This is a genomic window from Burkholderia sp. Ax-1724 (assembly GCF_011752995.1).
In the GTDB taxonomy this organism is placed as follows: Bacteria; Pseudomonadota; Gammaproteobacteria; order Burkholderiales; family Burkholderiaceae; genus Paraburkholderia.
In genome coordinates this window covers 293797-316069 of record NZ_VWWL01000001.1, presented here as the reverse complement: position 1 = coordinate 316069, position 22273 = coordinate 293797, and the positions used below count along the sequence as shown (strand labels likewise).

Annotated in this window: 19 protein-coding genes; 14 read left to right on the top strand and 5 right to left on the bottom strand. The window is 63.6% G+C overall.

What is annotated here, in order from left to right:
- Position 1 precedes the first annotated feature (1 nt).
- From urtE to ureG, 8 genes are all read left to right on the top strand, one after another.
- Complete coding sequence (gene urtE / locus F3J19_RS01305; protein ID WP_167036464.1) at positions 2-694, top strand: urea ABC transporter ATP-binding subunit UrtE; 693 nt, start codon at positions 2-4, stop codon at positions 692-694.
- A gap of 55 nt (positions 695-749) precedes the next feature.
- Complete coding sequence (locus F3J19_RS01300) at positions 750-1667, top strand: urease accessory protein UreD (RefSeq protein WP_167036461.1); 918 nt, start codon at positions 750-752, stop codon at positions 1665-1667.
- A 389-nt stretch (positions 1668-2056) separates the two neighbouring features.
- Positions 2057-2359, top strand: a complete 303-nt coding sequence (ureA, locus tag F3J19_RS01295; protein ID WP_167036458.1) for an urease subunit gamma — start codon at positions 2057-2059, stop codon at positions 2357-2359.
- 37 nt (positions 2360-2396) lie between these two features.
- Complete coding sequence (locus F3J19_RS01290; protein WP_167036942.1) at positions 2397-2702, top strand: urease subunit beta; 306 nt, start codon at positions 2397-2399, stop codon at positions 2700-2702.
- A gap of 164 nt (positions 2703-2866) precedes the next feature.
- A complete protein-coding gene (gene ureC, locus F3J19_RS01285) occupies positions 2867-4573 on the top strand; it encodes an urease subunit alpha (protein WP_167036455.1) in 1707 nt (568 codons plus the stop codon).
- A gap of 2 nt (positions 4574-4575) precedes the next feature.
- A complete protein-coding gene (ureE, locus tag F3J19_RS01280) occupies positions 4576-5307 on the top strand; it encodes an urease accessory protein UreE (protein ID WP_167036452.1) in 732 nt (243 codons plus the stop codon).
- Positions 5294-5974 (top strand): urease accessory UreF family protein, encoded by a 681-nt coding sequence (locus F3J19_RS01275; RefSeq protein ID WP_167036450.1) that lies wholly within the window; start codon positions 5294-5296, stop codon positions 5972-5974. Before ureE ends, F3J19_RS01275 begins: the two co-directional genes overlap by 14 nt.
- Before the next feature lie 19 nt (positions 5975-5993).
- Positions 5994-6650 (top strand): urease accessory protein UreG, encoded by a 657-nt coding sequence (gene ureG, locus F3J19_RS01270; RefSeq protein WP_167036447.1) that lies wholly within the window; start codon positions 5994-5996, stop codon positions 6648-6650.
- Positions 6651-6652: 2 nt separating this feature from the next.
- Here ureG and F3J19_RS01265 read toward each other — a convergent pair whose 3' ends face one another.
- The 5 genes from F3J19_RS01265 to F3J19_RS01245 form a co-directional block, all read right to left on the bottom strand.
- The gene (locus tag F3J19_RS01265) at positions 6653-7024 is read right to left on the bottom strand and encodes a hypothetical protein (RefSeq protein WP_167036444.1); all 372 of its coding nucleotides are present in this window, start codon (positions 7022-7024) and stop codon (positions 6653-6655) included.
- Entirely contained in the window at positions 7021-8334 is a 1314-nt protein-coding gene (gene waaA, locus F3J19_RS01260) for a lipid IV(A) 3-deoxy-D-manno-octulosonic acid transferase (RefSeq protein WP_167036442.1), read from the bottom strand. Before waaA ends, F3J19_RS01265 begins: the two co-directional genes overlap by 4 nt.
- A 232-nt stretch (positions 8335-8566) precedes the next feature.
- The gene (locus tag F3J19_RS01255; RefSeq protein ID WP_167036439.1) at positions 8567-9451 is read right to left on the bottom strand and encodes a Kdo hydroxylase family protein; all 885 of its coding nucleotides are present in this window, start codon (positions 9449-9451) and stop codon (positions 8567-8569) included.
- Positions 9452-9539: 88 nt separating this feature from the next.
- Positions 9540-10541 carry a lipopolysaccharide heptosyltransferase I gene (gene waaC / locus F3J19_RS01250; protein ID WP_167036437.1) on the bottom strand — a complete coding sequence of 334 codons (1002 nt, stop codon included), beginning with the start codon at positions 10539-10541 and terminating at the stop codon, positions 9540-9542.
- 266 nt (positions 10542-10807) lie between these two features.
- Complete coding sequence (locus F3J19_RS01245) at positions 10808-12202, bottom strand: phosphomannomutase/phosphoglucomutase (protein WP_167036434.1); 1395 nt, start codon at positions 12200-12202, stop codon at positions 10808-10810.
- Between the two features lie 293 nt (positions 12203-12495).
- Between F3J19_RS01245 and F3J19_RS01240 the strand changes: the two genes are divergently transcribed.
- From F3J19_RS01240 to F3J19_RS01215, 6 genes are all read left to right on the top strand, one after another.
- Positions 12496-13758, top strand: coding sequence for an oligosaccharide flippase family protein (locus F3J19_RS01240; protein WP_167036431.1), 1263 nt, complete (start codon positions 12496-12498; stop codon positions 13756-13758).
- Positions 13755-14585 (top strand): glycosyltransferase, encoded by an 831-nt coding sequence (locus F3J19_RS01235; RefSeq protein WP_167036428.1) that lies wholly within the window; start codon positions 13755-13757, stop codon positions 14583-14585. The genes F3J19_RS01240 and F3J19_RS01235 overlap by 4 nt, the downstream gene beginning before the upstream one ends.
- An 87-nt stretch (positions 14586-14672) precedes the next feature.
- Positions 14673-15821 carry a glycosyltransferase family 4 protein gene (locus tag F3J19_RS01230; protein WP_167036425.1) on the top strand — a complete coding sequence of 383 codons (1149 nt, stop codon included), beginning with the start codon at positions 14673-14675 and terminating at the stop codon, positions 15819-15821.
- Positions 15822-15833: 12 nt separating this feature from the next.
- Positions 15834-16856, top strand: a complete 1023-nt coding sequence (gene galE, locus F3J19_RS01225; RefSeq protein ID WP_167036422.1) for a UDP-glucose 4-epimerase GalE — start codon at positions 15834-15836, stop codon at positions 16854-16856.
- 1843 nt (positions 16857-18699) lie between these two features.
- Entirely contained in the window at positions 18700-19890 is a 1191-nt protein-coding gene (locus F3J19_RS01220; RefSeq protein ID WP_167036419.1) for a hypothetical protein, read from the top strand.
- A 634-nt stretch (positions 19891-20524) separates the two neighbouring features.
- The gene (locus tag F3J19_RS01215; RefSeq protein ID WP_167036416.1) at positions 20525-21907 is read left to right on the top strand and encodes a hypothetical protein; all 1383 of its coding nucleotides are present in this window, start codon (positions 20525-20527) and stop codon (positions 21905-21907) included.
- Positions 21908-22273 lie beyond the last annotated feature (366 nt).

The window sequence follows — 22273 nt, the reverse complement described above, 5'->3', positions numbered from 1 at the left end:
CATGCTCGAAGTAGACCGACTGAACCAGTACTACGGCGGCAGCCACATTCTGCGCGACGTGCAGCTCAGCGTGCCCGACGGCAAGCTCACGGTGCTGCTCGGCCGCAACGGCGTCGGCAAGACCACGCTACTGCGCTGCCTGATGGGCGTCGTGCCCGCGAAGAGCGGCGCGATCGCATGGCGCGGCATGCCGCTCACGAAGCTGCCGACCCATGCGCGCGTCGCGCAGGGTCTCGCTTACGTGCCGCAGGGCCGCGATATCTTTCCGCGTTTGACCGTCGAGGAAAATCTGCTGGTGGGCGCGGCGAGCCGCAAGGCGCCGAAGCAGATCCCCGCGCGCATCTACGAACTGTTTCCCGTGCTTAAGGACATGCGCGGACGGCGCGGCGGCGATCTCTCGGGCGGTCAGCAGCAACAGCTCGCGATCGGCCGCGCGCTGATGAGCGAGCCGCAACTGCTGATTCTCGACGAGCCGACCGAAGGCATCCAGCCGTCGATCATTCAGGACATCGGCCGCACGCTGCGGCAACTGGTCGAGGACATGGGCCTGACGGTGCTGCTCGTCGAGCAGTATTACGACTTCGCCAAAGCGATCGCCGATCATTACTGGGTGATGAGCCGAGGGGAGATCGTCGCGGGCGGCGCAGGCGCGAATATGGAAGCGGATGGCGTGCGCGGGTTGATTGCGGTTTAACATGGCACTCGTTTGACCCGCTCCGTTCCACGCCGTCGCCCACCCATCCACTCGCATGTCGCTTCACGAAAACCGCGCCACGCTCGTCACCGCGCAACCGGCTGCTCATGACGCTACCCCTAAAGCCGCTCATGACGCCACCCATGCGCCGTGGCATGCGCGCCTCGAACTCGGCTTCACCCACGGCGACGCACGCACGACGCTCGCGCACCGGCGGCACGCTGGGCCATTGCGCGTGCAACGTCCGCTCTACCCCGAAGGCCAGGCGATCTGCCATGCGGTGATCGTGCATCCGCCCGGCGGCATCGCGGGCGGCGACCGGCTCGACATCGACGTCGCGCTCGGCATGCACAGCCATGCCGTGCTGACGACGCCGGGCGCGACCAAGTGGTACAAGTCGAACGGCCGCGCGGCGCGGCAGCGCATTGCGGTGCGCGTCGGCGAACACGCGAAGCTCGACTGGCTGCCGCAGAACAACATCGTGTTCGATCATGCGCATGCGCAACTCGATTTTTCGCTGACGCTCGCCGACGGCGCGAGCGCGATCGGCTGGGACGCGACGCAGCTCGGACGCCAGGCGGCCGGCGAACGCTGGTCGGCGGGCAGCCTGAGTGCGGTGTCGCGCATCGTCGGCGCGCGCGGCGAATTGCTGTGGTTCGAGCGCGCGAGCCTCGCCGCGAACGATCCGCTGCGCGATGCACCGCAAGGGCTGGCCGGCTTTCCTGCCTACGGCGCGCTATGGGCCGTCGGCGCCGCGTGCGACGACGCGCTCGCCGAGTCGCTCTCGGCGCAACTGCCGTTCGACGATACGCTGCGCGCCGCCGCCTCGTGCGTGACGAACGGCGTGCTGATCGTGCGCGCGGTGTCGCGCTCGATGGAGACGCTGCAACAGGCACTGACGCGCTGCTGGCTGCAATTGCGGCCGGTCGTGCATGGCGTCGCGGCGGTGCCGTTGCGAATCTGGTCGACCTGAGCACCTGAGCACCTGAGCAGCGCGGAAGACCCGCACGCTTGCACCTGGCCGACCCGGCAAGCCGCCCGCCTCGGTTTTCACCTTCAGAACGCCGAACGCGCACCAACGTGGCGCGCACGCATGCCCCAAACCCGTGCGCAAGCGCGTCGCGCGCGCTGTGCACCGAGGCCGCGACGCGATGGCATACGGCTTGCGTTGCATTGCGCCGCCGCACACTGTGCTGCCGCGTGGCACCACGACCCGACGGCCGCCCCCTGTCTGTAAGCCCACCGTTAGCAGGACTTGATACCGTGACCAGTTGATCCGGCATGGCCGCATTGTCCGCAACGCGACAGGCCACGCCACCACGACCGACCTCACCGCAAGCCCTATTTGCAAGCCCATATCCGATGAAGCTGACACCTCGCGAGAAGGACAAGCTGCTGATCTTCACCGCCGCGCTGCTCGCCGAACGGCGCCGCGCGCGCGGCCTCAAACTGAACTATCCGGAAGCGGTCGCCTTCATCAGCGCGGCGCTGATGGAAGCGGCGCGCGACGGCAGGAGCGTTGCCGAGGTCATGCACTACGGCACCACGCTGCTTACGCGCGCCGACGTGATGGAAGGCGTGCCCGAGATGATCCCCGACATCCAGGTCGAGGCGACGTTCCCCGACGGCACCAAGCTCGTCACGGTGCATCATCCGATTCCCTGAACTTCTTACCGTCAAGGCAGGCTCCATGGCAGGTTCCATGATTCCCGGCGAACTCCTCATCGACGACGGCGAGCACGAACTGAACGCGGGCCGCGCGACGCTCACGGTGGTCGTGTCGAATACCGGCGATCGGCCGGTGCAGATCGGCTCGCACTACCACTTCTACGAGGTGAACGAAGCGCTGTCGTTCGATCGCGACGCGGCGCGCGGCTTTCGCCTGAACATCGCGGCCGGCACCGCCGTGCGCTTCGAGCCCGGCCAGGAGCGCACGGTCGAGCTCGTCGAACTGGCGGGCGAGCGGGTCGTCTACGGCTTCAACGGCAAGGTGATGGGCAAGCTGTGAGGTACGCGAGCCGCGCCCGTTCGCTTCGGCCGCGCTGTGCCGCTTCTGGTCTTGCTTCATAGCCTTGCTTCATAGCCTTGCTTCATAGCCTTGCTTTATAGCTTCCCATCGCAACCACGCTCCGCAGCCTCGCTTCGCTTAGCCGCCCATTCCGGACCCACACCATGACACTACGCATTGGCCGCCGCGCATACGCGGAGATGTTCGGCCCCACCACCGGCGACCGCGTGCGCCTCGCCGACACCGACCTGCTGATCGAGATCGAACGCGACTTCACGACCTACGGCGAAGAGGTCAAGTTCGGCGGCGGCAAGGTGATTCGCGACGGCATGGGCCAGTCGCAGCGCGTGCATGCCGAGGTCGTCGATACGGTCGTGACGAACGCGGTGATTCTCGATCACTGGGGCATCGTGAAGGCCGACATCGGCATCAAGGACGGGCGCATCGCGGCGATCGGCAAGGCCGGCAACCCCGACATCCAGCCGAACGTGACGATCGCGATCGGTGCGTCCACCGAAGTGATCGCGGGCGAAGGGCTGATCGTGACGGCGGGCGGCATCGACACGCATATCCACTTCATCAGCCCGCAGCAGATCGAGGAAGCCCTCGCGAGCGGCGTGACGACGATGCTCGGCGGCGGCACCGGCCCCGCGACCGGTACCAATGCGACGACCTGCACGCCGGGGCCGTGGCATCTCGAACGCATGCTGCAGGCGGCCGACGGGTATCCGATGAACCTCGGCTTTCTCGGCAAGGGCAACGCGAGCCGGCCGCAGCCGCTCGTCGAGCAGATCGCCGCCGGCGCGATCGGCCTGAAGCTGCACGAGGACTGGGGCACGACGCCGGCCGCGATCGACAACTGCCTTGCCGTCGCCGACGACACCGACACGCAGGTCGCGATCCACACCGACACGCTCAACGAAGCGGGCTTCGTCGAAGCGACCGTGGCCGCGTTCAGGGGCCGCACGATCCACACGTATCACACCGAAGGCGCGGGCGGCGGCCACGCGCCCGACATCATCAAGGTATGCGGCGAGGCGAACGTGCTGCCCTCGTCGACGAATCCGACACGCCCCTATACGGTCAACACGCTCGAAGAACATCTCGACATGCTGATGGTGTGTCATCACCTCGACCCGTCGATTGCCGAAGACATCGCCTTTGCCGAATCGCGGATTCGCCGCGAGACGATCGCGGCCGAGGACATCCTGCACGACCTCGGCGCGCTGTCGATGCTGTCTTCCGATTCGCAGGCGATGGGGCGTGTCGGCGAGGTCATCATTCGCACGTGGCAGACCGCGCACAAGATGAAGGTGCAACGCGGCGCGCTGCCCGAGGACAACGCGCGTCACGACAATTTCCGTGCGAAGCGCTACGTCGCGAAGTACACGATCAACCCGGCGATCACGCACGGCATCGCGCATGAAGTCGGTTCGATCGAACCGGGCAAGTGGGCCGACCTCGTGTTCTGGGAGCCGGCGTTTTTCGGCATCAAGCCGTCGCTGATCCTCAAGGGCGGCATGATCGCGATGGCGCAGATGGGCGACCCCAACGCATCGATTCCGACACCGCAGCCCGTGCACTATCGCGAGATGTTCGCGACGCGCGGCGGCGCGCTCGGCCGAACGTCGCTGACCTTCGTCTCGCGGATGGCCGCCGAGGCGAACGTCGCCGAACGCTATGGTTTGCAAAAGCGCATCGTCGCGGTGAAGAACTGCCGCAACATCACGAAGGCCGACATGATTCACAACGCGTGGCGCCCGAACATCAGCGTCGATCCCGAAACGTATCAGGTGATCGCCGACGGCCAGTTGCTCACCTGCGAGCCGGCCGCCGTGCTGCCGATGGCGCAACGTTATTTCCTCTTCTAGACATGCGTACTCTCGACAAACTTCTCGCACCGCATCTGAAACTCGCGCCCGTCTTGATCCGGCGCGCCCCGACATTGACGCTCGCCTTCGACGAGCGCCGCAAAAGCCGTCTGGCGGCGACGCTCGACAACGGCGAGGAAGTCGCATTGCTGTTACCGCGCGGCACCGTGCTGCACGACGGCGACGTGCTCATCGCCGACGATGGCGGTCTCGTGCGTGTCGTTGCCGCGCATGAAGCCGTGCTTTACGTACGCGCTTCGGATGCGCTGACGCTCACGCGCGCCGCGTATCACCTCGGCAATCGTCATACGCCGGTGGAAGTCGGCGCCGATTATCTGAAGCTCGAATACGATCCGGTGCTTGCCGATATGCTCGTGCGCATCGGCGCGACGGTCGAGCAGGTATCGCTGCCGTTCCAGCCCGAAGCGGGCGCGTATGGCGGCGGACACAAGCATGGTCACGACGAGACCTTCGCCGAAGACTATGCGCTCGCGCAGCAGGTGTTCGGTGAGCATCATGGGCATGCGCATGCCCATGAGGGTTGCGCGCATTCGCATGGGCACTTGCATGAGCACCCGCATGCGCACTCGCAAGCGCGTGAGCACGAGCACGAGCACGGCCATGAGCGTGGCCACGATCACGATCATCAGCATGGCCAGGCATGTGACCATGACCACGCGCACGACGACACATGCGGCCACTCGCATCACTCACACCCGCATGCGCATCGCTGAACTCACCGCACTGCTGCATCTCGCGTCGCCGGCGCTGCCGATCGGCGCGTTCAGCTATTCGCAGGGCCTCGAAGCAGCCATCGAAGCGCAATTGATCACCGACGCAGATTCCGCGCGCGACTGGATCGCAAGCGGCCTGACCGACGTGCTCGCACGCTGCGAGCTGCCGTTTCTCGCGCAGCAGATGGAGCGCTGGCGCACGCACGACGCGGCCGGCCTCGCCGATGCCAACGGCGAATTTCTCGCGAGCCGCGAATCGGCCGAACTGCGGCGCGAAACGGAGCAGATGGGCTGGTCGCTGCGGCAGTTGTGCGTGTCGCTCGAATGGGGCGATGCGTCACGACGCGCGACGCTCGCCACGCTCACGCCGCTCGCGCAGCCGACCGCGTTCGCCTTCGCCGCCTATGCGCACGACGCCGCCGCCGATGCCGCGCTGGCCGCCTACGCGTTCAGCTGGGTCGAGAACCAGGCCGCCGCCGCCCTGAAGGCGGTGCCGCTCGGACAGCTCGCGGGCCAGCGCATCCTCGTCGCGCTGCGCGGGCCGATCGATGCGGCCGTCGCGCGGGCGCTCGCGACCTCGCGCGAGGACATCAACACGTTCGCGCCGCAACTCGGCATTCTCTCGGCGCGCCACGAGTCGCAGTATTCGCGGCTCTTCCGCTCGTAACACGCTCACACGATCCATCATGAACGCACCTCATCATTCCGCTTTCCCCGCCCGACCCCGCACGAAGAAACTGCCGCCGCTGCGCGTGGGCGTCGGCGGTCCGGTCGGCTCGGGCAAGACCACGTTGCTCGAAATGCTGTGCAAGGCGATGCGCGACCGGTACGACCTCGTCGCGATCACGAACGACATCTACACGAAAGAGGACCAGCGTCTGCTGACGGTGGCGGGCGCGTTGCCGGCCGAGCGAATCATGGGCGTCGAGACGGGCGGCTGCCCGCATACGGCGATCCGCGAGGATGCGTCGATCAACCTCGAAGCGGTCGAGCGCATGCTCACACGTTTTCCCGACGCGGACATCGTGTTCATCGAATCGGGCGGCGACAATCTCGCGGCGACCTTCAGCCCGGAACTGTCGGACCTGACGATCTACGTAATCGACGTCGCGGGCGGCGAGAAGATTCCGCGCAAGGGCGGCCCCGGTATCACCAAGTCGGATCTGCTCGTCATCAACAAGACGGACCTCGCGCCGCTGGTCGGCGCGAACCTCGACGTGATGGCGTCCGATGCGACCAGGATGCGCGGCGAGCGGCCATTTGTGATGTGCAATCTGAAGGCGCTCGCGGGCCTGGACGAGGTGGTCGCGTTTATTGAAAAGAAGGGGTTGTTGAGGGTGTGAGACTACCGCTTCAAGCGAAGACACATGTAGCGATAAGCAACGTCATCTGGATTAACGGCTCCCCCACCAACCAGCTGGATAGACGACGTGAGCTGAGCCATTCGCATATCGGCCAGTTTTCTGGCGGAATCGATCTGCGAATACTGAACATCACATTGCGTGTGATGCAATTCCGTATTGCTTTGCATCAGACTTTCATTTTGCTGCTTGAGCAATGCAACTTGCTCCTGAAGCAGAGAAATCCGGCCACCGTAAAAATGGTCCACCACTGCGTGATACATACCCAAGACGGTCCCCATCACGATCAACGGCGGCCCCCATCGATTGATTAAAGTCCGAAGAAGAATTAACCGCCCATCGGCTTTTTTCCTCATCCCGGCAACACCGCCGTCAACACATCCACCGTCCGCGCCGTCGCTCCGCTGTGCCGTGCGGCGAACGCCGCCGCCGCGCCACCCATCGCCAGCCGCCGCGCCCTGTCGCCAAACAGCTCGCGCAACGCGCGCGCCAGATCGGCCGGGTCCTGCACCTGCACGGCGGCGCCGGCCGCGACCGCGTCGGCAGTGGCCTGGGTGAAGTTGAACACGTGCGGGCCGATCAGCACCGGCACGCCGACCGCGCACGCTTCGATCAGATTCTGTCCGCCGAGCGGCAACAGACTGCCGCCGATAAACGCAAGGTCCGACGCCGCATAGTAAGCACCCAGTTCGCCCATCGAATCGCCGAGCAGCACCTTCACGTCCGCAGACAACGGCGGCACGCCGTCGTCCACGCTTCGCGCCGCCGACGCGAGCTTCGCATCGGGCGCCCAGTTCGAGCGGCGTTCGAGCCGCAAGCCCGCCTTCTCGACAAGCCCCGCGACCTCGTTGAAGCGCTGCGGATGACGCGGCACCAGAATCAGCAGCGCATCGTCGACGCCAAGCGCCGCAAACGCTTCGAGCACGAGCGCCTCTTCGCCCTCGCGCGTGCTGGCCGCGACCCACACGGGCCGCGTGCCGATCGCGGCGCGCCACGCATGACCGCGCGCCACGAGTTCGGGCGGCGTGCTCATATCGAACTTCAGATTGCCGAGCACCGCGACGTTGCGCGCGCCGAGCGCGGTCAGCCGTTCGGCATCGGACGGGCTCTGCGCGAGCACGCGCGCGAAACCACCGAACACGTCCTTCGTCGCGCTGCCGAACTTCGCCGCGCGCTTGTACGAACGCGCCGACATCCGCGCATTGGTCAATATGAGCGGTACGTCGGCGCGGCGGCATTCGTCGATCAGCGTCGGCCACACTTCGGTCTCCATCACGAGACCGAGCGACGGCCGCCACGCGCGCAGAAAACGCCGCACCGCGTGAGGCATGTCGTAGGGCAGATAACAGCGCAGCACGCGGTCGCCGAAAATCCCGGTGCCGGTCGCGCGGCCGCTCGGCGTCATGTGCGTGAGCAGAATGCGTGCGTCGGGACGCGCCTTCATCAATGCATCGATGAGCGGCTGCGCAGCGCGCGTTTCGCCGACCGACACCGCATGCACCCAGATCAACGGCGCGCTGTCCTCGGGCAGGCGGCCGCGCGCATAGCCGAAGCGCTCGCCGATATGCTCGCGATATCCGCGCTCCTTGCGCGAACGGATCAACAGACGCAGCACGGCCAGCGGCGCGACGAGCCACCAGAGCGCGCGATAAATCGCTCTTAGCATCGGCGCTCCGCATCGTTCGCATGGCTCGGGCGGCTCGAATGATCCGCGCGGCGCGTGGGGTGCACGGGATGCACGTAGTTCGTGTGGTTCGGACGCTTTAGGTGAATCGCGCCGATCGCCGCGCCCGCGCGAATCACACCGCCCACGCAACTCGCGCGACTCGCATCGATCTCACCCCACGACAAACAAGCGGCCGGCGCGCCCCGCCAGGCCATCAGGCCAACCGCGGCGCTCAAACCAGCGCCCTGCCCTTCAGGCGCTCGAGAATGCCGAGCGGCGCGCACTCGGGCTGCGCCATCGCCTTCACCGGCAGGAAGAACGTCTGTTCGAGCATGAACTGGCCGGACATCACCGCATGCGAGGCCTGATCGGAGAAGCACACCCACACGCAGCCCGGCGGAAACCGCATGGTCTCCTGCGGGCTCGTCTTCTGATAGTCGAGGTCGGCCTTCATGCCGTCGTGCAGATTGAGCATTAGATGGTCGTACTCGCTGCGCGGCGACTTGGTGACGTGCAGCAGATTCAGCAGCCATGCCGAGCCCGGCATCTGCGGCTTGATGCGCGGCAGGAAGCGTTGCGCGATGTCCTCGAACGGTTCGCCGACGCGCCACACGCGCGGCTCGCCATGCGGATTGACGTTCGTAAACACGCGCAGGATACGCTCGCCGTAATTGGGCCGCGACGGAAACGCGTCGATGTGCAGACGGCTATCGTCCTTGCGCCACGAGCTTTGGCGCGTGGCGACCTGATGCAGCCGCAGGCTCGTGGGCGCGACGCGCAGCTTGCCGTCGTATTCGGGGAACAGCCCGTCGACGAGCGTGCGCGCGTTGGCCTGGTAGCGCGCCACCAGCGCGCGCACGGCCGACTGCGTGACCGCGTCGCCGGCCACGCCGTGCAGCGCGCCGCCGTTCGGTTCGAGGCTGATGTTCTTGCGGTTCGGATCGGCGAGCGCCGGGTCGAGCAGCGCCTGCTCGCCGCCTTCGATCGCGAAGCGCAGGTTCGGGAAGTACAGCACCTTGCCGCGCTCGACGCCGGCGAGCAGCGTCTCGCGCGGCACGGACAGGTTGCGGCCGTGCCAATCGGCGCTCGCTACTTCGATGATCTGGGTTTCGTTCATGGTCGCCCTTGGGAACGGAAGGTGCGGAAGGTGCTCAAGGCGCAGCGCACCGGCGGATTGCAGTGGACGCGGGGGATGGCGGCCCCGGCTATAGAAGACCGAAGCCCGCCAGCGCCGACTTGACCTGTTGCAGCGTCGGCGGCTGCCCGGCCGCGCCGAGATTGACGACGTTCGGCGACCAGTAGCCGCCGGTGCGCCACGCAGTGGAGAAATTGTACAACTCGACCGTGGGCCGCTTCAGCGCCGCGGCGATGTGCACCAGCCCCGTGTCGACCCCGACCGTCGCAGCCGCGCCCTCGATCAGGCCGACCACCGCCGGCAGCGACAGCTTCGGCGGCACGATCGCGGCCGCGCCGAATTCCTTCGCGAGCCGCTCGCTGGTCGCGCGCTCGGCCTCGCTGCCCCACGGCAGCACGAGCGACGCGCCGCGCCGCACGAGCGACTGCCCGAGTTCGATCCACGCGGTATCGGGCCACTGCTTGTCGGCGCGCGAGGTCGCGTGCACGAACACGACGTACGGCACCGGCAGGTTCAGATTCGCCTGCGACAGCGCGAGCGCCGCACGGCGCGTATCGAGGCCGAAGTCGATCTCGTCGGTCGGTTGCGGCGCGGGGTCGCCGAGCGCCGCCGCCACCAGTTGCCGCGTGCGCTCGACTACGTGCGTGCGCGGCTCGATCGGCACGCGCCGGTCGTAGAAGAAGCGCACCGGCCATTCGAAGCCCGCGCCCTCGGTGCGGTTCGCGAGACCGGTCACCGGTCCGCGCGCCATGCTCGACACCCAGGCGGTCTTGATGAGCCCCTGGCAGTCGATCACGAGATCGTAGTGCTCGGCCGCGAGCGCGCGGCGAAACGCGCCGATCTCGCGCCAGTTGCCGACCGACAGGATGCGCTTGCGCCAGCGCCGCAGCGACACCGGAATCGCGCGCCGCACGCCGCCGACGAGTTCCACGAGCCCGACGAAGCTCTCTTCGACGAGCCAGTCGATCTGCGCATCGGGATGGCGGCGCCGGATGTCGGCGATCACCGGCATGTTGTGAACGACGTCGCCCAGCGACGACACCCTCACGATCAGTATCTTTTGCGCGCTCAAGAGTGGGAAAACCGGCTGTCCGGCTCGAAGATGCGTTGATAAAGCCCCGAACCCGGCGACGCGCGCCAAGCCCCCGACAGGGCAGAGGACGGCAATTCTAGCGCGCCGCGTGGGCCGCGCATCAAAACGTCACATAAGAATGCGAGAGAGGCCCCGCCTTGGCGCGACATGAAAAATGCGGCGCGGGCAATACCGCCCGCGCCGCGTTCGATGGCGGCGGTGCTTCGACCTGTTGCGACCAGGACCGCGGCACCGCCGCGCCGCCGTCAGAACGGCAGTTTCGCGTCGGCTTTCTCCGCGAGAATCACGCGGCGGAAATCGTCCTGGATGCGCTTCAACGCCGCGTCGTTGTCGGCCTCGAAACGCATCACGACGACTGGCGTCGTGTTCGACGAACGCGCGAGACCGAAGCCGTCCGGATACTCGACGCGCAGGCCGTCGATCTTCACGACGTCGTCCGCGCCGGTGAACTGCGCGTTCTTCTGCAAGCGCGCGATCAGTTCGAAGTTCTCGCCCTCTTCGAGCTTCAGTTGCAGCTCGGGCGTGGCGTGCGAGTTCGGCAGCGAGTTCAGCAGCTGGCTCGGATCGGCGACGCGCGTGAGGATTTCGAGCAGACGCGCGCCCGTGTACAGGCCGTCGTCGAAACCGTACCAGCGGTCCTTGAAGAACACGTGGCCGCTCATTTCGCCCGCGAGCGGCGCGCCGGTTTCGCGCAGCTTCGCCTTCACGAGCGAGTGGCCGGTCTTCCACATCAGCGGCTCACCGCCCTTGTCCTTGACCCACTTCGCGAGATTGCGCGTGCACTTCACGTCGTAGATGATCTGCGCGCCCTTGTTGCGCGACAGGACTTCTTCGGCGAACAGCATCAGCTGACGGTCCGGATAGATGATCTGGCCGTCTTTCGTGACGACGCCCAGGCGGTCGCCGTCGCCGTCGAACGCGAAGCCGATTTCGGCATCGGTTTCCTTCAGCGCGCGAATCACGTCTTCGAGATTTTCGGGGTGCGCCGGGTCCGGGTGATGGTTCGGGAAGTTGCCGTCGACTTCGGTGAAGAGTTCGACGAGTTCGCAGCCGAGCTTTTTGAACAGCTTCGGCGCGAGGCCGCCGGCCACGCCGTTGCCGGTATCGACGACGATCTTGATCGGGCGCGCGAGCTTCACGTCGCTCGCGATGCGCTCGAGATACTCGTCGGCGATGTCGTACTCGGCGTACGAGCCACTGCCTTGCGCGAAGTTTTCGTCGACGATGCGCTGATGCAGCGCGAGAATCTGCTCGCCGTAAATGGCCGCGCCGCGCAGGACCATCTTGAAGCCGTTGTAGTCGGGCGGATTGTGGCTGCCGGTCACGACGATGCACGAATCGACGCGGCGCTCGCCGCCCGCGAGCTTGAGCGGCACGCTTGCCGCGAAGTAGCCGACCGGCGTGGGCACCATGCCGACGTTGACGACGTCGACACCTGCCGCGCGCAAACCGTCGGACAACGCCTGGATCAGTTCGGGACCCGACAGGCGGCCGTCGCGCGCGACCACGACCGCGTCGCCGCCCTGCGCACGCACTTCGCTGCCGAACGCGCGGCCGATGGAACGCGCGGTCTCGGCATCGAGCGTCTTGCCGACGACGCCACGAATGTCATACGCCTTGAAAATGGATTTGGAGATCATGTTGGCTCACTTGCGTGCAATGGAAAATTTTGACCTGCGCACCGTCGGTGACCGGTAAAAATCGCGGTAAAAACCACGCTAAAACCGGGCCTTGCCTCGCCGCGACGCGCCCTTGCCGGAAGCGATCCGGTTCCAACTTATAATTGCGTTCTTCTGACCAGCCTGAATAACGCCATTCTAATGCTTAGACGCCCTCCTTTTGTAAAGTTGCCGCGGCTGCCGGCCGGGCGGGCGAACATGCGGGGCGCCGCGCAATGCGGCCGCGCCGGCGCGCAACGGCGGGCGGCCAACGGATGCTGACGCTCAAACGTTTCGCCAATCCCGACGTCACGCGCGCGTTCACGAACATCATCTGGCTCGGACTCGAACGGCTCACGCAGATCGGCGTCGCGATCGCGATCAGCGGCATGCTCGCGCGTTACTTCGGGCCCGACACGTTCGGCAAGTGGCAATACGCGAACACGCTGCTGCTCGTGCTGTCGCCGATCACCTGGGTGTGCGGCGCGGAAATCCTCGTGCCGACCATCGTCAATCGCGCGCCCGCACAACTCGGCACCGTGCTCGGCAGCGCCTTTGCGTTGCGCTTTTCCGTGTCGGCCATCGCGCTGCTGCTCACGTGGCTCGGCATCGCGCTGCATCTGTTCGAACCGCTCGTCGGCGCGATGCTCGCGGGCCTCGCGGTGACCATGCTGTTTCGCGAACCGTTCGTCGGCATCATCAACGCGTGGCTGCAAAGCATGACCTACAGCAAGCCGCAGTTGCTGACCAGCATGAGCACGGCGGTGCTCAAGGCCGGCCTCGTCTATCTGCTGGTGCGCGCGATGGCCGCGCCCGCGCGCTTCGGCTGGCTGTGGGCGCTCGAATCCGCGGCGATCGGCGCGGTGCTGGTGCTCTACTTCATGCGCCGGCATGGCGGCAAGCTCGGCTGGCATGTCGACCGGACGCTGTTCAAACACTTCGCGAGCGCGGGCACGGTGTTCTGGCTCGGGCTCATCTGTATGTATCTGTTCCTGAAACTGGACCGACTCATGCTCGAGCGCGCGATTTCGTTCGCCGACCTCGGACGCTATTCGGCCGCGCAGCAGTTGAACGAAAACTGGATCACGCTCGCGCTGATGCTCGCGCAGACCATCGCGCCGGCCTTTGTCTATCGCGTGCAGGGCATCGCGCAACTGCGCCGCAACATGCTGCGCCTGACCGCCTTGACCGCCGTGCTGATGGTGGCCGGCGCGCTCGTGCTCGACCTGCTCGCGGGCTTTATCATTCGCCGCGTGTTCGGGCCGGACTTCGAAGGCGCGATCGAGATTTTCCGCTGGGCCGTGTGGTTGTCCGTGCCGGCCGGTATCGAGGCAATCGGCAATCTGGTCGTGCTCAAGTATCAGGCCAAGTTCGTACTGCTCGCGAAATGGCTGCTTGCGCTCGCGGTGGCGTTCGCGGTCAATCTGCTCGCGATTGCGCGGCTCGGCGCGTATGGCGCGCTCGTGGGTCTCGCGGCCGGTTATCTCGCGGCCGCGTCGGTCAATCTTTATTACATCCGTTTCAAACTGCGCCCATGACGAATTCATCCGCCACCGCGCAAATCCCGCTCGACGACGTCGCGGTGCTGATCCCCGCGTACAACGGCCAGGCGGACCTCGATGCCACGCTCGCCTCGTTCGAGGAAAATGCGCCGGTGCACGTGCTGATCGTCGACGACGGCAGCACGCCGCCGATCGTCGCGCCGACACTGCCGAACCTGCATATCGAAGTGCTGCGCATGGCGCAGAACGGCGGCATCGAACGCGCGTTGCAAACCGGCATCGACGCGCTCGCGCAGCGCGGCTTTCGCTACGCCGCGCGTATCGACACGGGCGACCGCGCGGTGCCGCAACGGCTCGCGAAGCAGCGCGCGTTCATGGAACGGCATCCGAACGTGGCGGGCCTCGGCATGTGGACCCAGGTCGTCACGCGCGCGGGCGAACCACTCTTCATGCTGACGCCGCCCACCGAGCCGGACGCGATCCGGCGTCAGCGGTTTTTCCGCTCGTGCCTCGCGCATCCGTCGATGATGCTGCGCATCGATGCCGTGCGCACGGCCGGCAACTATCGCGCCGAGTATCGTTCGGCGGAAGACCTCGATCTGTTCGTACGTCTGATGGATCGCTACGACTGCGCGAACCTGCCCGAACTCGGTCTCTACTACGAACTGAACGAAGGTGGCATCAGCGCGACGAAGCGGCGCCGCCAGATCGGCTCGACGCTGCGTTTGCAGTTACGCTATTTCAACGCGGGCAATCCGTACGACTGGCTCGGTCTCGCGAAGAATCTGCTGCATCTCGCGCTGCCTTATCGCACGCTGCAGCGGGTCAAGCGCGCGCTGCTCGCGCCGCGCGTGAGTCGTTGAACATGTTGCGCGCGAGGGTCGCGGTTTTGTTCGCGATTTTATTCGCTACCTCGCTCATCAGATAACCCCACGCCCCGCCTTATACGCATGAAGCCCTCTTTCAAGTCGACGCCCGCGCTGCGCATTACACTCGTCTGCAACACGGCCTGGGCAATCTATACGTATCGGCAAGGGCTGATCCGCATGCTGATCGGACGCGGCGTCGACGTCACGGTGCTCGCGCCGCGCGACCGCACGTTCGAATTGCTCACGGCGATGGGCTGCCGCTGCATCGAGCTGCCGGTCGCCTCGAAAGGCACGAGTCCGCGCGAGGATCTGCGCATGCTGCTGGCGCTGTACCGGCAATACCGGACAATTCGTCCGCACGTCGTGTTTCACTACACGATCAAACCAAACATCTACGGCTCGATCGCGGCGAAGCTCGCCGGCGTGCAGTCGATCGCGGTCACGACGGGGCTCGGCTACGTGTTCATCCAGCAGAGCCGTGCCGCGCAGATCGCCAAAAAGCTGTATCGTTTTGCGTTCCGTTTCCCGCGCGAAGTGTGGTTCCTCAATCGCGACGATCAGGCCGCGTTCATCGACGGCAAGCTGCTCGTGCATCCCGAACGCGCGCGGCTGCTGCATGGCGAAGGCGTCGATCTCGAACAGTTCGCGCTGAGCCCGCTGCCCGAAGGCGCGGAGTTTCGCTTCGTGCTGATCGGACGGCTGCTGTGGGACAAGGGTGTCGGCGAATTCGTCGAGGCCGCGCGGCAGTTGCGCGAACGCTACCCGCATGCGCGCTTCCAGTTGCTCGGGCCGGTCGGCGTCGACAATCCGAGTGCGATCACGCGCGCCGAGGTCGCCGCGTGGGAACAGGAAGGCGTGATCGAGTATCTGGGCGAAGCGCACGACGTGCGGCCGTTTATCGCTGCGGCCGATTGCGTCGTGCTGCCGTCGTATCGCGAAGGCGTGCCGCGCACGCTGATGGAAGCGTCGTCGATGGGCCGGCCGATCGTCACGACCGACGTGCCCGGCTGCCGCGAAGTGGTGGCCGACGGTGTCAACGGCTTGCTGTGCGAAGTGCGCAATGCCGCGAGCCTCGCCGCGAGCCTCGCGCGCATGCTCGACATGAGCGCCGCCGGGCGTCGCGCGATGGCCGAACGCGGCCGGCAGAAAGTCGCAACCGAATTCGACGAACGCATGGTCGTCGAAACCTATAAAGACCTGGTACAGAAAATCACAGGCGTTTTACTTTAAGGGAGCAACAGCATGACCACGAAGGGCACGATTCTGGTAACGGGCGGCGCGGGCTTCATCGGCTCGCACACCTGCGTCGAACTGCTGAACGGCGGCTACGACGTCGTGGTGATCGACAACCTCGTGAACAGCAGGCGCGAATCGCTGCGGCGCGTGGAGCAGATCACCGGCCGCGCCGTGACCTTCTACGACGACGACGCCTGCGACGAAACGGCACTGCGGCGGATTTTCGACGCGCACCCGATCACCGGCGCGATCCACTTCGCGGCGCTGAAAGCGGTCGGCGAATCGGTCGCGAAGCCGATCGAGTACTACCGCAATAACGTCGGCAGTCTGCTCGCGCTGCTCGGCGTGATGCGCGATCGCAACGTGAAGCAGTTCGTGTTCAGCTCGTCGGCGACCGTGTACGGCGTGCCGAAAAGCTCGCCGATCGACGAATCGTTCCCGCTCTCGGCAACCAACCCGTATGGTCAATCGAAGCTGATCGCCGAGCAGGTGCTGCGCGATCTCGAAGTGTCTGACCCGTCGTGGCGCATCGCGACGCTGCGCTATTTCAACCCGGTCGGCGCGCACGAGAGCGGCCTGATCGGCGAAGACCCGGCCGGCATTCCCAACAACCTGATGCCATACGTCGCGCAGGTCGCGGTCGGCAAGCTCGAGAAACTGCGCGTGTTCGGCGGCGATTATGAAACGCCCGACGGCACCGGTGTGCGCGATTACATCCACGTGGTCGATCTGGCGCGCGGGCATCTCGCCGCGCTCGATGCGCTCGTCAAACGCGATGCGAGCTTTGTCGTCAATCTCGGCACGGGTCAGGGCTATAGCGTGCTCGACGTCGTGCGCGCGTTCGAGAAGGCGTCCGGCAAGCCGGTGCCGTATGAGATCGTCGCGCGCCGGCCCGGCGATGTTGCGCAATGTTTCGCAGATCCGGCGGCGGCCGAGCGGATTCTCGGCTGGCGCGCGCAGTTCGGCATCGAGCGCATGTGCGCCGATCATTGGCGCTGGCAGTCGATGAATCCGCGAGGGTTTGCCTGAAGCGGCCGAGGCCGGTTCAATAACGGCAGAAGCGGCCTGAGTGCCGCTGCAGATCGACCGCGGACCCGGTGAGTCGCGATGCACGGGCTCCGCCGCGGTTGGTCTTTGTGAGGCAGATACCTCGATTACGACAGTCGACGTAGCCGCACGGCAACGTCCTTCCCTCTTTGTAAGCGAGTACTTCCCTTCGGTTCCCCATGGAAAGCATGGCGACGAGTACGCTTGCTTTCTCGCACCCCCACATTCCCACAAGAGTACTTTCGGTTTTCTCGCGCCCCTTTATTCCCCGATAATTCGCGTTTCATGCACTCGCGAATTCAATAAATAATTCAAAAAAACACCATCGGATAAGACCACTTCAACAGCACTTTTCTTTCATTGAATTCACGATACGCGAATAATTCCCGGCATGTATTCGACTAACGAATACCGTAAACCACAGTAAGGGACGCTTCGCATTTCGCTGCTATTTTCCAGTCCAAAACCACATTGGCGGAAAATACCTAGATTCCCTCCTTAGGTATTTTATTCGGAATACTATTTATATGAAGAATTTCAAAATACCGACGCGCTCTCTTTGGTATGAATGAAGTAAGGAGGCCAAGTATTTCATTGTTCCTTTTCGATTCCGGAAGAAGAGTTGTTGCATATGATGCGAAATTCAAGGAAAAACCAACTCCTCGAAAACGGGAGCGGGGAGCTATCGCTTTTTTTGCCTGAACTTTGCCTGCGTTACAAAACTGAAACGTTTTTTGGGGGATAATTCGTGCACTTGAGTTGCGCGGGAAAACCCTATCGCGCAATTCTCTCTCGCTCCATTTGCATCTGCCAGCAGCAATACTTCGCGCCCGGCGAATTCGAAAGATTTCGCTTCGCGGGTGGTGGACTGCAAGTGGCTATCGCGATCAAGACGCTCGCACCGCTGCAATCAACGGAATCGACGCATACATCCTCGATCAGGAAGGGCCGTGCCATTCATATCGAGCGGCTCTGTTCTGATGTTATGACCCTGTCAGTACGTAACGGTCCTTATTTTTCCCGATCAGAGCGTGGGTATGAGTCCGCCACGATCGAGCGAATTTGCCAGTGTGCGTGCCACGAAAGCGGTCGTGCGTGAGATGTAAGGCAGTTACATTTTTATACATTTTAATTCGCATTGCAAATTAACTATTCTGGTCATTTTATGTTATAGCGCCACTTTCTCGAAAACACTTCAATCGACACAGACTTCGCTCTAGTTGTCTTTCTGGACGAAAGTTCGTTCCCTTCTCCAGTCCTGATTCACCCACCGTCGGATGGCGTGTGGATGGCGAGTCGCGTCGAGATGATGTTGCCGCGAGGTGACCAACCGATAAGAGGAGGAATCGCAATACTCGATATCGAACAGCCTGAGTTAATCAGTCATGCTTATCAATATGTCACTCCTATGAAGTGACCTGGTAAGAACGAATCCGCTTTCTCCAGCCTGATCGCAGGGCACTGCCGCTGCGATCGGCGTCATGGCCTCGTCATCTTTTGTCGACGCCTGGGGCACAGCCGAGGCGCCTTCGGCGCAGGCAGCCCTTTTTTTCGTGAAGTCCGAGGTACAGGGGCTTTGAGTCTTCAAATAAAATTCGAGAGGATCCTGCTAGTGTCATCGAAATTAAAAAACGTTCTTTCCCGCGCCATGCTCGCGGCTTGTACGACTTCTTTTGTCGCGTGTTCGGCGCAAGCACACGGACATTATTCGCACTCGCAAAGCACCCAACCGTCGACATCGAGTGCATCGTCACCCGCAACTCCGGCAACTCCAGCGGCTTCGACCGGCTCGACCAGTTCGGCCGCATCGACCGCATCGGCAGCCGTGCAATCGACACTGATGCCGGCCGACACCTCGGCAAGCGTGTCCTTTGCAGGTCTGTCGAACGGCACGCTGTCGGGCGCGACCGACGTCTCGAAGATCAACGTTCACTCGCTGCTCTACCCGGGTAACACCACGAAGGTGCTGGTGCACTATCTGCCGTGGTTCGACGGCGGCATGGACACGGGTATCAACGTCAACTACTCGAACGCCAATCCGACTTATATCAACTCATTCTTCGCCGATATCGTCAGTCGCGGTGTCGACGGCGTGATGGTGGACTGGCAAGGTCAGACCGATATCAGCGACAAGGACTGGCTCGTTTCGCAGCCGCTCATTCACAATTACACGACGCTGTCGGGCGACAAGCTGACGTTTGCAATCATGCTCGACGCGAACCTGCTGAACAACGCGAGCGGCACCAACCAGGCCAAGGTGCTGGCGGCGATGAACTACATCAATGCGCAGTACCTCAAAGACCCGTCGTATCTGACCTATAACGGCAAGCCCGTTGTCGGCGATTTCGGCCTGACGGCAGCAAGCGGTATCGACTGGACAGCGATTCAGAACGCGTATCCGAATGTCCAGTTCGTGCACCTGGACAACGCGACGTCGCCGGATGGATTCAACATCCCCAAGAGCGGCGGCTCGTTCCTCTGGGTCAACCCGACCTCTCAAGACGTGGTGCCGCCGGATCTGTCGAGCATGGACGACTTCTACACCCGCGCCAATCTGCACCCGACGGAAATCACGATGGGAGGCGCCTACAAGGGCTTCAACTCGCAATATGCGTCGTGGGATGGTCAGCAGTACGTCGATCAGCAGTGCGGTCAGACGTGGCTCAACAGCTTCACCAAGATCAACCAGTACTACAACTCGGCGAAGCAGCTTCCTTTCCTGCAACTGGTGACATGGGATGACTACTACGAAGGCACGCCGCTGGAAACGGGTGTCGATAACTGTCTGACGCTGAATACGTCGGCGAGCGGCCGCACGATTACGGTTTCCCCGTCGAATACGAGTACCCTCGACCATCTGGAGTTGTGGAGCTTCAACAATTCCGCGTGGAGCCAGGTGAGCTACCCGGCCAACACGACCACGATCCCGGTAACCGCCGCGGGCACATACTATGTCAAGGCGGTGGGCAAGCCGTTTATCAAGAACACGCTTTCTTCGGCCATCACGGTCAATTAAGCGGTCGCGTCCGCGTCGCGTGACATCGAATGATGTCACGTGGCGCCTCGCGTTCAGAGCAGGAAGTACGCTGTGCGATACGGCGTACTTCCTTGTTCTCCTCTTCGATCATTCAATGAGCGGCAAAGCATTCGTACCCCAGCCAATGCGCGCGCTCATCACTTCATAGCGATCCCTGACTCACGGCGCGGCCATTCAACTCGCCAACACACTCAGCACGTGTTCCTCGCCACCTGTTTGATCGCGCCTCGTCCCCGCCCATAGCAGATCGAACCCGATCACGCGCGCTGCAGGCAATTGCCTCAGTCAGTACTCACAGAAAAAAATCGCCAAATCCGCTCTTCTTTGTCCGATTCGGCCGCATCCCCTCCGCAGCACCCGATCCACCGGGCGAGATTGTCAAACCAGCCGCGGTGATCTAGCTCGTTGAATACATCTCGGTCGCCTACATCGCAGTTCGGTGCGGCAGCGAACAGAGCGGAAATCTCCTTTCATACGACATTAGCGTCGTAATGCCCGCGCTAAGGAGAAAACAAACGTGAATCACACATTACACGTGCCATCCGTCGGGCGGATTGCACGGACAAAATTCTCTTGCGCCATTTGCGGAGCTGGTCCGTCGGGGATGGGATTTTTGTTCCATGCTTTCAAAACGGGCAATCTGCCGGAGATCGCGAGAAATGGTCTGTTGATTATCGACAAACGCACCGAACTCGGTGCTGGCAGGCTGGGCGAGTACGTGAATGTCACCGGGAATACCGTGGGAAACACGTTTCTCGCCTGCCTCGAACACGCCAACTTCGAAGAGGTGTTTGCCGACCTTAGGGAAAACTCGCCGCTGCACAAACGGATGGTCGAGGTGGCCGATGGGCCGCCGAGCCTCACCGACGCAGGCGCGTTGCTCGCGCTGGCAACCGAGCAGCTGCTCGCTTACCTGACCGCGCGCTACGACGTGACGGTATTGCGTGGCCGCGAGATCGACAAGATCCGATACCTCGACAGCGGTGGTTTCGAAATCGATTATCACGATGTCAGCGATCCGACCGAGGTCTGCACGGTATCGAGCGACACCGTTGTGATGAATCTCGGCGGACAGCAGCACGTGAGCGAAATCGACGAGCTGTGTCGCGGGTTGCGGTTGCCGCCGCCGGACGAGAATCTGCGCAGCTATGTGTCCGATGATCTGCTCAGCCTGACGACTCCGCAATTGATCGACGAGTTCGCGCGCGACCTCTCGCAACGAGAAACGCGCCACCCGAAACGGATTACGGTTATCGGCGGATCGCATAGTGCATTCACCGTTGTCGATCGACTTGCCATGGAACTGGGCAGCGAAGGCCTCGATGAAATTGCCGTGATTCACCGCTCCCAGGTTCGCCTGTTCTTCGAAACGGTCGACGAAGCGCACGCCAATAGTTACGAGGTCGACGAAGAGAATGACGTCTGCCCCGTCACCAAGCGGGTCAACCGGGCGGGCGGTCTGCGTTATCGGGCTTTCGACATTGCGCGCTCGATCATGGCAAGCGGCTATATACCCGGCGCAAAACCACGCATCGAGCTGATCGAGGCGGATTCGAGCGACGCGGCCCGGTCGCGCGCGCGCGAGTGTCTGGAAGAGTCGATCGCGGTCGTTCACGGCGCCGGATACGGGCCCAACATGTCGATACTCGTCGATCGTTGGGACCTGCCGATTTCGCTGCAACTCGGCCAGGGCGGAGTGGTCTCCGACAGGTATGGATGCCCCTTCGATGTCAACGGCAATCTGGTGCAAGGGCTGTTCTCGTTCGGACTCGGCTCGGGGTTCCGTCCCGACGAACAGATCCGCCGCGAGACCGGATTCGAAGCCGCGTTCCGTGGACGCATTTACGGCGTGTGGGCGTTTCACCATGACTTCGGCGGACGGGTCATGAATGGCGTCCTCGAAGCGCTATCGACCGTGCCGTTCGAACGCGATACGGACATTGCGCTGGACGAGAACGAGGTGATTCCGGATACGTCATCCGCCAGCAGCCTGTGACGGGACCGACCCCGTCATCTCGTCGTAAAGCGGGGAGTTGCCTCTGTTGTTGATCGATGAATGTGCCACGCCGCCCTTGTTGCAAACCAGATGGCAAGGGTCCGTGGCACATTCGCATTCGACGATGCATTGTTTAACCGGGGAACCGGACTCGCCGCCCTCCTCAGCGTCATTACATTCCTGTTCAATTCGCCCGACGTCGCGCCAACAGGTCGCGTCTCGCGTTGCGGCAAATCTGAAACCGCAACGGCTCCACGAACCCGACGGCGTATCCCTGTTTCGGCCTCAATCGGCCTCGAGCCCCCCGCCAGCAACACGTTCCGGATTCATGCTTCGCGCAAATCATTGTGGTCTAGCGCACTGAGA